This window comes from Prosthecobacter sp. GW821-HT29F12 (genome assembly GCF_058803405.1).
The window spans coordinates 2,653,773-2,667,369 of the sequence record NZ_CM179517.1 but is presented as its reverse complement, the minus strand read 5'-3'; the positions used below and the strand labels follow the sequence as shown (position 1 = coordinate 2,667,369).

Genomic DNA, 13,597 nt, shown 5'->3' with positions numbered 1-13,597 from the left:
CCGCCAAAATAACAGGCCATTTCCAGCCATGAAACATGCCGCGGAGCCCATGGGCCCATGGCGGTGTATTGAATGGCAGGTTCAAACATGCGTGACTGGTGATTCTAGTTGGAAAGCGGCCAGCATAAGCGTTGCCTAATCAGGGATCAAGACTTCAGCGTTGAAGAAGTCTTTTGTTGCAACTTCCAGGAACGCTTCTTGAACTTCTGCCGCGCACCCCTCACCATCGCCAATGCTTAACGACACTATCGCTGCCATTTCCACCGCCTTGGGAGAGGCTGCCATCAGCGTGGTGCGCATTTCCGGCCCGCAGGCGCTGCAAATCGCTGCCAAGGTCGTTCGGTTGCCGGTAGAGGTTATGCCTAGAATGGCGCATCTTGTACCCATTCTGGACACGGACGGTGGTGCGCTGGATCACGGTTTGCTGCTCTACTTCAGGGGGCCCGCAAGTTACACGGGTGAAGACATCATCGAATTCCACGGCCATGGTGGCGTTCTCGTCACCCAACGTGTTCTGGACCGTTGGCTTGCCTGTGGGGCTCGTGCCGCTGATCCGGGTGAGTTTACGCAGCGTGCCTTTTTGAATGGCAAAATGGACCTTACGCAGGCCGAGGCTGTGATGGATTTGATTCATGCACAAAGCACCCTCGCTCTCCGGGCTGCCAATGAGCAGCTCGGTGGTGCCATTGGTCGCGAAGCTGCAGCCATGCAGCAGGAGATCATTCCGGTGCTTGCCCATATCGAGGCCTACATCGATTTTCCAGAGGAAGACATCTCGCCCGAAACGGGGGCCGATCTGCTGCGTCGTATCGATGCCGTGCTCGGGCGCGCGCAAAAACTCATCGCGACTTCCGAGCAGGGGCGCATCCTGCGGCATGGTGCACGGACAGTGATCTCAGGCGCTCCCAATGTCGGTAAAAGCAGTCTGCTGAATGTCCTGCTGGGGTTTGAGCGTGCCATCGTCAGTCCCACCGCAGGAACTACCCGCGACACCATTGAAGAAATCATCCAGGTCCATGGCATCCCGCTGCGCCTCGTGGATACCGCAGGTCTGCGTGAGGCCGGCGACGACATCGAACGCGTTGGCATTCAGCGAACTGAGCGTGAATTGGAACGAGCCGACCTCGTGATTGAAGTTGTTGATGGCAGTCGTGCATCAAGTGGGGCCCGACTGGCGCTCTCGCCCGAAGTTGCCCGCCGCCGTATTCTCATCCTCAACAAAAGCGATCTGGGCATTCATGCTGATTGGAACGGCGAGCTTGGAGCCATCCCTCTGTCCTGTCTGACAGGTGACGGCATTGAACCGCTGCGCGATGCCATCCGCGATGTCATCGCCACTGCGGGGCCGCTCGCTGCGGATCATCCCATCGCCATTAATGCACGGCACAAGGCTGCCTTCGAACGCAGTGCAGAGCGTCTCCTGGCCGCCAGGGCGGCTCTGGAACACAATGAGGCTCCCGAATTCATCGCCCTTGAGATTCGTGAGGCGCTCCAGGCCCTTGGCGACGTCATTGGCCAGGTCGATGTCGAACGCATCCTGGATGTCATCTTCTCCACCTTCTGCATAGGAAAGTGATCCTGGCACCGTTTGACTTCTCCAACCATGAACCGTCGTCATTTCTTCGCCTCAGCTCTTGCTGCCACCGCTGCTTCACGTCTCAGCGCTCAATCCATCGATAAAGCGGCGGCTGATCCTGCCTACGTCATCAAAAACCACGGCATCAAGCACACCGTCATGGGCTGGTGTTTCAAACCCATGGACACGATGGTTCTGGCCAAGCACTGCAAGAACATTGGCCTTGTCGGCATGGAGGGCATTGACAGCAAATACTACCCTGATGTGAAGGCCCTCGGCCTCGATATCTCACTCGTCGGAAGCCACGGCTTCGCCAAAGGGCCATGCAATCCCGAATTCCGGGATGAGGTCGTCACCAAGCTGACCGATTCCATCAACCTCGCCGCCGATGTCGGCAGCAAAAAGGTCATCACCTTCACGGGCATGAAGTTTGAGGGAATGGACCGCGACAAGGCTATCCATTCATGTCTCGATGTCTGGAAGCATGTGCTGCCGCTCGCCGAAAAGAAAGGCATCACGCTGGTTTTGGAGCACCTGAACTCCCGCGACAGCTCCCATCCAATGAAGGGGCACCCCGGCTACTTCGGCGATGACGTGGACTTCTGCGTCGATCTCATCAAAAACATCGGCAGTCCCAACTTCAAGCTGCTCTTCGACATCTATCACGTCAGCATCATGAACGGAGACATCATCCGCCGCTTGCGTCTCCATCAGGACTACATCGGCCATATTCACACTGCTGGAAATCCTGGCCGCTGCGAGCTCGACGAGCATCAGGAGATCAACTACCCCGCCGTCATGCAGGCGCTGCTCGAAATCGGCTACCACGACTTCGTCGCTCACGAATTCATCCCCACCTGGGACGATCCGATTCTGGCGCTGCGCCACGCCGCGATGGTGTGTGATGTATGATTCCTAGGCAGCCTGTAAAAGCTGCCAGGTGAGAACAAACGAAAAAACCCCGCCGAGTGAAACTCGGCGGGGTTGGAAATAGATTAACGAGATGGGATCAGGCTTCGCCAGCGACCTTGCTGATCACCTGACGACCGCGGTAGTATCCGCAGGAGGGGCAGGCGACGTGGCCAGGAACTGAGGTGCCGCATTCTGGGCAGCTCTTGAGGGTGGGCGCCTTCCAGCGGTTTGCGCCTTGACGCATGCGTTGGCGGCTCTTGGATTGTCTGCGCTTCGGATTGGCCATGAGAGTATCGAGGTGGGGTCTGTTCTTCTAATTTAACTTGTTCAAAGCTTCCCATACACCCGGACCCGCACTTTGAGGCTCGTCGGGAGCTGTTTCCAGCACCGGTTCAAACCTGCCTTCGGCGGGACACTGACGAGGATGGACATTGCCAGCATCGCAGCGTGGGTAGCTCGGAAGGGCAAGCAGAGTATCTTCCCGTACCGTATCCGTCAAGTTGATCGTTTCATCCTTTGCAATCTCGACTTCGGAATTGTAGTCGGGCAGATCGACTTGGTAGTCGAAACGTTCCATGCAGGCGCCGCATTCCAGGCTGAAAGTGGCCTCCAGCTTACCGCTGATGAGAAGCTCGCTGCCGTCACGCTCCACATGGAGGTCGTATTTCAACGGGGAGATGGCCTGGATCGAGTCTTTGGGGTCGAGGTCAAAGAAAGCCGGCAGTTCCTGCCCGGAGATGTCCTTGCCGCCATCGGGCAGGGAGCGAAGGTCAATGAAAAAGGGGCGGTGCATAGGGAGATCGGGTGAAAAATCAGGCCTTTTGTAATTTGTTGCAGAGGGCTGCCACCACATTGGGCGGGACGAATTGTTCGATGTGGCCACCGAGCCGGCAGATTTCCTTGACCAGCCGGCTGCTGATGTAGGTGTATTCTTCGCGGGGCATGAGAAAGAGAGTTTCGAGGTTGGGCTCTAACTTACGATTCATGAGGGCAAGTTGGAACTCGAATTCAAAGTCCGACACCGCGCGCAGGCCTCGGACGAGTGCGCAGGCCTGATGCTTGCGGGCGAAATTCACCAGCAGGCCATCGAAGGGCATGACCTCGATGCCAGGAATCTCGGCGGCGGCGCTGCGGATGAGTTCGACACGTTCTTCGACGGTAAAGAGGCTCTCCTTGGCATTGTCGCGGGCGACGGCAATGATGAGATTGTCAAAGATGCCGGCTGCACGCTGCAAGACGTCGAGGTGGCCGTTGGTGATGGGGTCAAAGCTGCCCGGATAGATCGCGCGTCGCATGTGGATGAAGGCCGATTGTAGCGGCTGGGAAGGGGAGTGAAAAGCAAAAGCTCACGCGAGCAGCACCTGCGCCATGGCCAGCTCGCGTGTATGTGTGAGGCTGACGAGGCAGGTGGCTTCACCGGCGTGCTGTTTGGCGGCTCCGTGCAGGAGGATGGAAGGTTTGCCATTGTCCGCACGCACGACTTCGATGTCGGTCCAATTCACGCCTTCCGCCCAGATACCAGTGCCAAGTGCTTTGGCCACCGCTTCTTTGGCGGCAAAACGTGCGGCGTAGTTCATAGCAGGTTCGGCGCAGGCATCACAGTAGGCGATTTCGCCAGCGGTGAAGGTGCGCTCTTTGAAGCGCTGGCCGTGCCGCTCCAGCATCTCGCGGATACGGGACACTTCCACGAGATCGATGCCGATGCCGGTGGCTTTCATGTGGGATCAATTGCGATAGGTCGCCATGACGGCGAGCATCTCACGCACCGCCCCATGCAGGCCGATGAAAATGGCGCGCGAAACGAGGTGATGGCCGATGTTCAGTTCTGCCAAGTGGGGCACGGGCCACAGGGCAGGGAGGTTTTTCGTGGTCAGGCCATGTCCAGCATTGATCTGGAGGCCAAGGGCGTGGCCCAACTCGGCAGCGGCGCAGAGGCGTTCGACCTCGGCGTCGCGTTCAGCGCCGGTGTGGTTGGCAAAGGTGCCGGTGTGGAGTTCAATCATGGCCGCGCCGATTTCTGCACTGGCTCGAATCTGTTCGAGGTCTGGATCAACAAACATGCTGACTCGAGTGCCGTTGTCGCTGAGCGCCTTCACTGTGCGGCGAAGTGCATCACGCTGACCGGCCACATCGAGGCCGCCTTCGGTCGTGACCTCCTCCCTGTTTTCCGGCACCATGCAGACGAAGTCCGGGCGTACCTGGAGCGCAATGTCCAAAATCTCCTGGGTGTTCCCCATTTCCAGGTTCAGCTTGGTGCCGATGCTTTTGCGGAGCAAATAAACATCTGCGTCCTGAATGTGGCGGCGGTCAGCCCGCAAATGCACGGTGATGGAATCAGCGCCCGCCATCTCAGCCGCCAAGGCGGCAGCCAGGACCGAAGGCTCCGCATTGGGGGAATCCGGCATGGCGCGGTAACGTGCCTGACGCAAGGTCACGACATGGTCGATATTAACTCCAAGGAGCAGGTTGGTTTGGGGCATAAGGGCTATGTAGCGCAGCCCTTCCCACCCGCAAGCTTCCGGTCTATGGGTCTTTTGACGTAAAGTTTACAGAAAAATGTAACTGCACTCCCAAGAATTTGAAGTACTCAATCGCTGTATCACGCGACAGCGCGTGAGCATTTACCTATCAATACTCCCATGAAATCTCTATTCTATACTATCCTTATCATTGGTGGTGCCTTTCTTGCATACGACTATTTCGGGGCGCCGCCCGGCAAGAAACTGGTCTTCAAAAGTCTCAATCCTCCCGTGAAGCCCAAGGCTCCGCATGTCAAGCCTGTCGAAGAGGAAAAACCCGTTGTGGTTGTCAAGGAAAGCCCTCCCCCGCCTGTGAAGCCTGTTGCGGTGGAGAAGCCGGTGGAAAAGGCCCCTGCGCCAAAGTCCGAAGCTGCCTCCTCAGGCCCGAAATTTGAACCCATCGAAGCACTGACCGGCAACTGGTTGAAGATTCCGGCGTCCGCCTTTCCTCGGGAGGTGAAGCTGGTGCAGGATGCGATGTTCAAGATGAGCGTGGGATCGAGCAAGATTGCCGCGGGTGGCAAGGCCTATGCTCTGGCTGCAGAGAACGGGGTGCTCACCCTTGCGCCGACCGCCTCTTCGCCTGCTCGCGCGCAATTGCCCATTGATGGCACTGACTTGAAGGCGCAGCTCAATGAGTCCTATGAGAAGTGGAAGATCACGCGCGCGGAGGAGCTCAAGGCCATTGCTGCGACGAAACTGCAGAGTCAGCCCGAGGCATCAACGGCTGATGCCGGCCCTTCCAGCAGCGAAGTGGAAGCTGACGGCAAGCCGGTTAGGGATTCCACCAGCGGTTATCCACTGCTGATTGCCAGCATGAAGCGCGGGCAGATCACCGAAATCAAGCCGGAGAATATCACTAGCTGGCAGGACCCGCAGCCAACCGTGATCCAAGGCAAGCCAGGCTGGGCGGTGAAAGTGGGCTGCAATGTGAAGACAGTGTTTGGGCTGCAACCAACCGAAGCGCAGGCATTGGTGCTCAATGGCAAGGTTGTCGGCTGGTATTACACCGGCTCAGGCGAAGAGGTGCCGTGATGATTTTTTACAACTATGTAAGTTTCCGTTTGCCAGCATGCGATGAGCGTTTACTATCGCGACCCCAAACGGCAAAGGAGCGGTAGTTCAGTTGGTTAGAACGCCAGCCTGTCACGTTGGAGGTCGCGGGTTCGAGCCCCGTCCGCTCCGCCAGTTGGGTTATATAGGCCGCCTTGCATTTTGCAGGCGGCCTTTTTTCTTTGCTGCTGCCTTCACCGGCTTCACCGGGACATGAACTCCGAGAATTTCGAAGCTGCTCAAAACCTTAAAAGCTTCTGATAATACATCATCCTGCCATCAGCCGATGAGGATGGCGTGGACTGCTGATGCTTGTGAGAGACCTTACTTTTTCACTAAAACGCTCTCAAAGCAGCGTTGCTCCTCTGGCAGCATGCTGGCCTTGGGATTGATGGTCTTGATCACACCGAGTGCTTGGTCATGAAATCCGCTGCTGTTGGCAATGGCGGCAAAGACGGCTTGCTGTCCTTCTGTGAGCGGATTGAGATCAATGTACTGCAGATTTTGGATTGCCTGTTGAGTATCATGCAGCCGCCAGCGAGCCAGGGCGACAGTGAGTTTACGCTGATTGTCAGCCGGCTGAATTTTTAGCAAATTAACGGCGTTGCGCAGAGCAAGTTCGATGTTTTTGCCAGCCAGCAGGCTGACGTAGAGATAGGTCTCTACGAAATTGGTGTCATCTGGCCATCGTGTCACCGCCTCTTGAGCGGCCTGAAGCAGAGATTCCGTGCTGCGGTTGGCCCGACACGCTTTGATCAGTCCGGTGAAGGCATCGCGTTCGATACGGGGCGAAGCTGAGGCGCGCTTCGCTGCCTTGATGGCAAGGCGGTAGGCATCCTCGGCAATGTCAAAATGGCCTCGTTCCTCGCCATACCTGGCGATTTGCAGCAGGGCGTCATAGCGCCCGTTGAATTGAGCCGCATCCTTGGCGGCTATCAGCTTGGAACGCAATTCTTCGGTGGGCTTTTTCAAAATGTAGGCAAGGTGCGCTCGGAACATCGCCACCGTCGTGGGATCGAGCACATCTGCGACCTTGGGATCGTTGACGAGGCGCTCCAGATCATCGAAACGCTGCAACATCGTGAGGGCGTTGAGATAGTTTTCCAGCAGGCGTGGATGGGCCTTGGCTTCATTCTCCGGCAGGACGGACAGAACCTGGCGAAATTCTCCCTCTTCAACCAGCCAGCGTATGAACGGCAGCAATTCATCACGCTTTTTGTCCCGGTACTTGGTCGTGGCAGCCATAACGATCTCTTTTTTATGTCCTGGGGACAGCTGAACTTCGCGCTTCAATGCATGTACGTAGTGACCGTCGTTTGCTTTGGGATGGTTTTTGAGGCGGTCGATCAGCCGTGTGGTATCATCAGGCGTCAAAGTGGGCAGGCTGTCGATGAACTCCAAGGTTTGCAGCCCGATCGCGTCATCTGCGGAGGCCAGCTTCCAGAGTGTTTCCATTCCGAGTCCCACTTCAGTCGAATTTCCAGAGATTAGCTGCACTTTGGCGAATCGCAGCGCCCCTTCCTTGTCATCCGGATGTGCCAGTGTGTAGCTGCGCAGCACATTGAGCAGCTGTTTGTTCTGTTCCCGCTGACCCCAGACTTCTTCGGCCAGCTTTATCAGCGCTTCACTGGGCTTCTCCACTCGCATCAGTTGTTCCAGCGCCTGGGAGGCCTCCTTGGGCTTTCCCAGGCCAAGGAGGCAGCGCACGTGGGTCTGCTCGTCAGCGGGAGTGAGAACGTCAAGGTTCTTCAGCTTTTTATAAAAGTACAGAGCGGTGTCACGCTTCATGAGCGTGAAATACTCAAAGTTCAGCCGGATGGCCTCCACGCTCTCGGGAGCTTTCGAATAAGCCTCCTGGGCTTTCATCACCGCACTGACGCCATCTCCGTTTTCCATCATCCGCCGCGCCTCCTTGACCATGCTTCCCGCACGCATGTTTTTGTACGAGTTCTTCAGCGGTCGCGCATAGACGATGCCGAGAATGAGCAGGGAGGTGCAGATGCTCAGGATCACAAAGGCGGCGATCCAGCGCGCCAGCGGCGACTGCCGGTCCCGATGCGCCACGGTCGGAGGTACCAGCCATTCCCAGGCGGCAATGAAAGGCCGCCACAAAATGAAGGGTTTTTGCGTGAGATCTTTGGTGGGATCAATGTTTTGGTTCCAAAGCATGAGTATTGGCGACTGGGGCGCAGAATGTAGGTGTGCTGGAAGCGCCGTCACGTTGAAATTTATTCTGCAACCTGATTGTCAATTTTGGCGTTGAAGGCATCCCGCAACCCGAGAGAATTCAGTTGAAAAGCCCTTCGTACCTCCTAAAGCAGCACTCCGCGATTGAACGTCCGGAGGGGGCGAACAACCAGAACCGCCTCCCCGTGGCGTTCCGTTCTCCCAACCAACCGATCCAACGACGTTATGATCCAAGTTAAGAACCTCATCAAGGTGTTCGGCACCAAAGTGGCTGTCGATGATGTCTCCTTCTCCGTGGAAAAAGGGGAAGTCCTGGGTTTTCTCGGGCCGAATGGTGCCGGTAAATCCACCACCATGCGCATGGTCACCGGCTATTTCAGGCCCACCAGTGGCAGCGTGAATCTTTGTGGGATCGACATGCTTGAAGAGCCGGAGCTGGCCAAGCAGCGCCTCGGCTATCTCCCTGAAAACGCACCGCTCTATTCCGACATGACCGTTGCCAGCTTCCTCGGCTTCTGCGCCGAACTGCGCGGCCTGCATGGCGCGGCGCGAACCAAGGCCATCGACCGTGTCCTCGACATGTGCTTCCTCGACAGTGTGCGCAATCAGAGCGTGGACACCTTGTCCAAAGGCTACCGTCACCGCACCTGCTTCGCGCAAAGCATCATTCATGACCCGGATGTGCTCATTCTCGACGAGCCCACCGATGGTCTCGATCCAAATCAGAAGCATGAAGTGCGCAGCATGATCAAGCGCATGGGCAAGGACAAGGCGATCATCTTTTCCACGCATATTCTGGAAGAAGTCGAAGCCGCCTGCTCCCGTGCCATCATCATTGATCGTGGCAAGGTGGTTGCCGACGGCACGCCCGAAAGCCTCAAGAAGCTGGTTCCCGGCGCGAACACGCTCGACGAGGTATTCCGCAGCATCACCAAATCTGAAACAGCTGTCAAAAAAGCAGCCTGAGATCTTTTAGTTTTTTCACCCCCAATCCAACCAACGCATGAGCAATCGAGCAATCCAAAACACTCTGGCTGTCTTTAAGCGGGAGTTTATGGCCTACTTCAACTCTCCCGTGTTTTATGTCATCGTCGTTATTTTCCTGCTGGCGACGAATGGCTTCACGTTCTTTTTCTCCCGCCTGCTGGACAGTGACGACGTCTCACTGGCCACGCGTTTCTTTGTCTGGCATCCGTGGATTTACACGGTGCTGGCTCCTGCCGTAGGCATGCGCCTGTGGTCAGAGGAGCACCGCCTGGGAACCATTGAACTGCTCATGACGATGCCTGTCTCTCCATGGCAGGCGATTGTGGGCAAATTTCTGGCGGCGGCAGTGATCTGGCTCATTGGTCTGGCCCTCACCTTTCTGATCGTTGGGACCGTGTCCTATCTGGGTGATCCTGACAGCGGTCCTATCATCAGTGGTTATGTGGCGAGCTACCTCTATGCAATGGCATGTCTGGCGGTGACGTCGGCCATCAGCGCCTTTACGCGCAGCCAGGTCGTGTGTTTCATCATCAGCGTCGCCTTCTGTCTGGTCATCGCCCTCATCGGCGATCCTGGCCTGACTCAGACGGTCGTGAACGCTGTCCCGAACGGTATGGAGGGAATCGTGCGATTCATCAGCTACTTCAGCTTCATGGATCACTTTTTTGAAATGACCAAGGGCATCTTCGTCCTGCGTGATGTGCTCTACTTCCTTTCGGTCATCGTTGTGGCGCTGCTGGTGACCGACCTGGGTCTCCGCTCCAAGCGCGCCTGATTTCCCGCCGAGCTTTCCTTTTCAACCAACCTTTTATCTCATCATGAGTGCTTCCAACAAGAACGCCGCAGCCGGTGTCACCACACTGTTGATCATTGCTGTCATTTTTGCCCTCAACTTCCTCGTTGGCGGGGTGGGATTTGGCAATCTTCGCCTCGACCTGACCGAGGACGGTTTGTTTACCCTCTCGCAGGGCACGAAAAACATTCTCAGCCGGATCAACGTCGACGAGCCGGTGACGATCAAATTCTATGCCACGAACGATGACCGGGTGATGCCGAACATCCTCAAGCCTCACGCACGCTCCATCGAGGACTTGCTGCTGGAATACGAGAAGCAAAGCAACGGCAGCGTTTCCTTGGAAGTCATCCATCCAAATCCGGACACGGATGATGAAGACAAGGCGAAGGACGACGAAATTCGTGGCATGCAGGTCAATCAGGAAGGCGACCAGATTTATCTGGGACTCACCGTCCAGTGCCTCGATCGCAAGGAAGTCCTGCCCTTCCTCAATCCTGAAGATGCCACGGCATTCGAATACGATGTGTCCCGTGCGATCTCGAAGGTCATCAAGCCCACCAAGACAGTCATCGGTCTCATGAGCGCCATGCCCATCGGCGGGGTGCCTTCCATGCCGTTCCAGCAGCAGCGCGGACCGGAGGCCTGGGCGATCGTCCAGCAGCTTCGGGCTGACTACGAGGTGCGTGAGGTGCCAATGACGACTGATAAAATCGACAGCGACATCACCGTGCTTCTTGTGGTGCATCCGGCAGACATCACCAAGACCGCAGAGTTTGCCATCGACCAATACCTCCTCGGTGGCGGCAACGTGGTTGCCTTTGTGGATCCGCAGAGCCTGCTCGCTCAGGCCATGAGCAGCCAGCCCAATCCGATGACGGGCCAGCCGGGCAACATGATCAACACTTCCTCTGACCTGCCGAACCTGTTCAAAGCCTGGGGCATCAGCTACCAAAAAGACATGGTTCTGGCGGACATGAACTACAAAGGCAACCTCCAAGGACGCCTCATGCCGACGGCTCTGCAGCTCCCTGGCAAAGCCATCAATCAAGATGACCGTGTGACTTCCGGCCTGCAGTCCTTCACCCTCATCAACGCCGGAGTCTTGAACATTGATCGCAAGGAAGGGCTTGATGTGATCACACTTGCCTCCAGTTCCGAGGCTTCGGAACTCATCGACACGGCAGCGGCTGACAAGCTGCGCCGCGAACCCATGGTGAACTTTACCGCCAGTGGTAAAAAGCAGGTGCTCGGTGTGCGCATCGCCGGCAAATTCAAGACGGCTTTCCCCGATGGCAAGCCTGCCGCGGCGGCTGGATCCAAAGAGACTGGCGGGCCTGAGCAGGATGCCAGCGCCCCAGGAGCAGCTGCAGCAGCGGCGAAGACACCAGAAAAGAAAGCAGACAACTCGCTCAAAGAGTCCAAAGACAGTGAGCGCAATGTCATCCTCTTTTCGGATGCCGACATGCTCTATGATGCCTTCTGCCTGAAGCAGGGTGAACTCGGAGTCGGCCTCATCACCAATGGCGGCAACCTGCCCATGGTGCTCAACGCCATTGAAGTGCTCGTCGGCGGTGGTGACCTCATTCAGGTTCGCAATCGCAAGTCTCCGGTCCGCCCCTTCATCAAGCTGAAGGAAATGCGTGAGACGGTTGAGGAAAAATACCGCCCGCAGCTCATCGAGCTGGAGAAGGAACGTCAGGCACTGGCGGAAAAGCTCAGCAAAGCACGGCCTCAGCTCGACCTGAAGAAGGGTGCGTTGATCGTGGACCAGAGCACCATGAACAACATCAAAGAGATGGAGAAAAATTCGAAGACCATCGACAAGGAGGTTCGGAACATCCGTAAAGAGGTCAACAAGGAGGTGGAGTTCCGCAAGACTCTGATCAAGACCCTCAATGTCCTCGTCGTGCCTCTTTTGGTTGGCGTGGTGGGCCTTGTTTTCGCCATGCAACGCCGTACCCGCACAGCGGCGGCCTGATTTTCATTCAAAACCCGTTTTAAGCACTGTTCTTTTCCTCAACGCCATGAAGAAGATCGTCATCCTTTTGGTTTTACTCGTTGCCATCGTTGGCACCGCTTATTTTCAGTCCAACAAGCGCAACTCGCGTCTGAATCGTTCCGCCATGAACGTGAAATTGCGGGAGCTGCTGTTCCCGGAATTCGACATCAACGGCATCAAAAAAATCCGGATCAAGGAGGACAAGTCTGAGACCACCCTCGCCGTCCAGAATGACACCTGGGTCGTCCTTGAGCGTGCGGGATATCCGGTGGAGAAAGAGAAGCTTCAGACCGCACTGTTGAGCCTCAAGTATGAAAAAATCAAAGGTGGCCGCCATATCGGCAAGGATTCCTGGGGCAAGGTGGGGGTGAATTCTCCCGGCAATGCCACAGCCTCCGGCACGGGCACCCTCGTCGAGTTGTTCGACGAGAAGGATGCTCTGAAATACTCCTTTGTGCTGGGCGGGCAGGTGAACAGCTCCGGCGGGTCCAACAATGATCAGATGCAGATGTTTGGCGGTCCTAAAGGTAACCGCTTCATCCGTGTCCAAGGAGAGGACACGATCTGGGAGATCAATGACCAGCTGCCTGATCTGGTGACCAAGCCAGACGCCTGGCTGGCGAAAGGTTTTTTTGATGTGCAGAAGCTGAAGTCTGTCGAAATCACCGCGGCAAAACCGGCTGACTCATGGAAAGCCTCCCGCACAGATGACAAGGCAGATTTCACTCTTGATGGCGCCGGGCCTGGTGAAAGCATCGACGCTGGCAAGGTCTCACTTGGCACCTTGCTCTCCAGCTCCACCTTCAATGACGTCCTCAGCAAAGACAAAGCCGCCGCCACCATGAAGGACGCCGTGAAGGCAAAGCTGGTCACCTTTGACGGCTTCACCTACAATATCCAGGTTGTGAAACAGGCAGGGCAGGGAGAAGGCGACAAATATTACCTCACCATGAGCGTCAGTGCCGACATTCCCAAGGAGCGCGCCGCCGTGAAGGACGAAAAACCTGAAGACAAAAAGAAAAACGACGAAGCTTTTGCCGAAGAAAAGAAGAAGCTGGAAGAGAAGCTGGCCAACGAGAAGAGATTCGAAGGCTGGGTCTATGAAGTCACGGAATATACTGTCAGCAGCCTTCTGAAAAAGCGATCTGAAATCCTCGCCGCACCTTCTCCGGCGAAGCAGCAGGCTCCTGCCGCAGGTGGAAGCTCCAGTCCTTCTGGACTGCCCGATATCAAGAAGATGATTCCCGGCCTGAACATGGTCCAGCCTCCAGCCGGTTCAAGCAGCTCTGCGGCTCCAGCCGTTCCAGCGGCTAATCCCAACCCACCCATCAGCACGAGCACGCCTGCTGTACCACTGCCAACAGCTCCCAAGACCGAACTCAAGCCGGCCCCGTCTCCTGATGCCAACCCCGCCACGGGCACAAAACCCGCCCAGCCAGCGCCTGACAAGCCGGCAGAGCCCGCCAAACCAGCGGCTGACAAACCGGCAGAACCTGCCAAGCCAGCGGCTGACGCCCCGAAATAAGCTGAAGCAGCAGACTGTTCCAACACGGAGTGATGCCATGCAT

General features: G+C 56.6%; 13 protein-coding genes and 1 tRNA gene. 8 read left to right on the top strand and 6 right to left on the bottom strand.

The window, feature by feature from the left end; translation table 11 throughout:
* Positions 1 to 232: 232 nt before the first annotated feature.
* Positions 233 to 1,576 carry a tRNA uridine-5-carboxymethylaminomethyl(34) synthesis GTPase MnmE gene (gene mnmE, locus AC3RLQ_RS11000; protein ID WP_493036995.1) on the top strand — a complete coding sequence of 448 codons (1,344 nt, stop codon included), beginning with the start codon at positions 233 to 235 and terminating at the stop codon, positions 1,574 to 1,576.
* A 27-nt stretch (positions 1,577 to 1,603) separates the two neighbouring features.
* Positions 1,604 to 2,488 carry a TIM barrel protein gene (locus AC3RLQ_RS10995; RefSeq protein WP_493036993.1) on the top strand — a complete coding sequence of 295 codons (885 nt, stop codon included), beginning with the start codon at positions 1,604 to 1,606 and terminating at the stop codon, positions 2,486 to 2,488.
* Positions 2,489 to 2,585: 97 nt separating this feature from the next.
* On the opposite strand, the gene rpmF is transcribed toward AC3RLQ_RS10995, so the two are convergent.
* Genes rpmF through AC3RLQ_RS10970 form a run of 5 tightly spaced genes read right to left on the bottom strand, consistent with a single transcriptional unit; the run spans position 2,586 to position 4,968 of the window.
* A complete protein-coding gene (gene rpmF / locus AC3RLQ_RS10990) occupies positions 2,586 to 2,774 on the bottom strand; it encodes a 50S ribosomal protein L32 (RefSeq protein WP_300203639.1) in 189 nt (62 codons plus the stop codon).
* 27 nt (positions 2,775 to 2,801) lie between these two features.
* Entirely contained in the window at positions 2,802 to 3,281 is a 480-nt protein-coding gene (locus tag AC3RLQ_RS10985; protein WP_493036991.1) for a YceD family protein, read from the bottom strand.
* A gap of 19 nt (positions 3,282 to 3,300) precedes the next feature.
* Positions 3,301 to 3,783 (bottom strand): pantetheine-phosphate adenylyltransferase, encoded by a 483-nt coding sequence (coaD, locus tag AC3RLQ_RS10980; protein WP_493036989.1) that lies wholly within the window; start codon positions 3,781 to 3,783, stop codon positions 3,301 to 3,303.
* A 51-nt stretch (positions 3,784 to 3,834) separates the two neighbouring features.
* A complete protein-coding gene (acpS, locus tag AC3RLQ_RS10975; RefSeq protein ID WP_493036987.1) occupies positions 3,835 to 4,206 on the bottom strand; it encodes a holo-ACP synthase in 372 nt (123 codons plus the stop codon).
* A gap of 6 nt (positions 4,207 to 4,212) precedes the next feature.
* Positions 4,213 to 4,968: a pyridoxine 5'-phosphate synthase gene (locus AC3RLQ_RS10970; RefSeq protein WP_493036985.1), complete on the bottom strand. Its 756-nt coding sequence runs from the start codon at positions 4,966 to 4,968 to the stop codon at positions 4,213 to 4,215.
* Positions 4,969 to 5,127: 159 nt separating this feature from the next.
* Here AC3RLQ_RS10970 and AC3RLQ_RS10965 point away from each other — a divergent pair, with 159 nt between their 5' ends.
* Both AC3RLQ_RS10965 and AC3RLQ_RS10960 read left to right on the top strand, forming a co-directional pair.
* Positions 5,128 to 6,042 (top strand): hypothetical protein, encoded by a 915-nt coding sequence (locus AC3RLQ_RS10965; protein WP_493036983.1) that lies wholly within the window; start codon positions 5,128 to 5,130, stop codon positions 6,040 to 6,042.
* Positions 6,043 to 6,118: 76 nt separating this feature from the next.
* Positions 6,119 to 6,195, top strand: a tRNA-Asp gene (locus AC3RLQ_RS10960).
* A gap of 189 nt (positions 6,196 to 6,384) precedes the next feature.
* Here the strand turns inward: AC3RLQ_RS10960 and AC3RLQ_RS10955 are convergent.
* On the bottom strand, positions 6,385 to 8,229 hold the full coding sequence (locus tag AC3RLQ_RS10955; protein ID WP_493036981.1) for a tetratricopeptide repeat protein: 1,845 nt from the start codon (positions 8,227 to 8,229) through the stop codon (positions 6,385 to 6,387).
* A gap of 243 nt (positions 8,230 to 8,472) precedes the next feature.
* On the opposite strand from AC3RLQ_RS10955, the gene AC3RLQ_RS10950 reads away from it, so the two are divergent.
* From AC3RLQ_RS10950 to AC3RLQ_RS10935, 4 genes are read left to right on the top strand one after another with little or no spacing between them, the layout of a single operon-like run.
* Positions 8,473 to 9,213 carry an ABC transporter ATP-binding protein gene (locus tag AC3RLQ_RS10950; RefSeq protein WP_487682839.1) on the top strand — a complete coding sequence of 247 codons (741 nt, stop codon included), beginning with the start codon at positions 8,473 to 8,475 and terminating at the stop codon, positions 9,211 to 9,213.
* 37 nt (positions 9,214 to 9,250) lie between these two features.
* Positions 9,251 to 10,009 (top strand): ABC transporter permease, encoded by a 759-nt coding sequence (locus AC3RLQ_RS10945; RefSeq protein ID WP_395730544.1) that lies wholly within the window; start codon positions 9,251 to 9,253, stop codon positions 10,007 to 10,009.
* A gap of 43 nt (positions 10,010 to 10,052) precedes the next feature.
* Positions 10,053 to 12,008: a Gldg family protein gene (locus AC3RLQ_RS10940; RefSeq protein WP_493036979.1), complete on the top strand. Its 1,956-nt coding sequence runs from the start codon at positions 10,053 to 10,055 to the stop codon at positions 12,006 to 12,008.
* A 46-nt stretch (positions 12,009 to 12,054) separates the two neighbouring features.
* Positions 12,055 to 13,554, top strand: a complete 1,500-nt coding sequence (locus AC3RLQ_RS10935; protein ID WP_493036977.1) for a DUF4340 domain-containing protein — start codon at positions 12,055 to 12,057, stop codon at positions 13,552 to 13,554.
* Positions 13,555 to 13,597 lie beyond the last annotated feature (43 nt).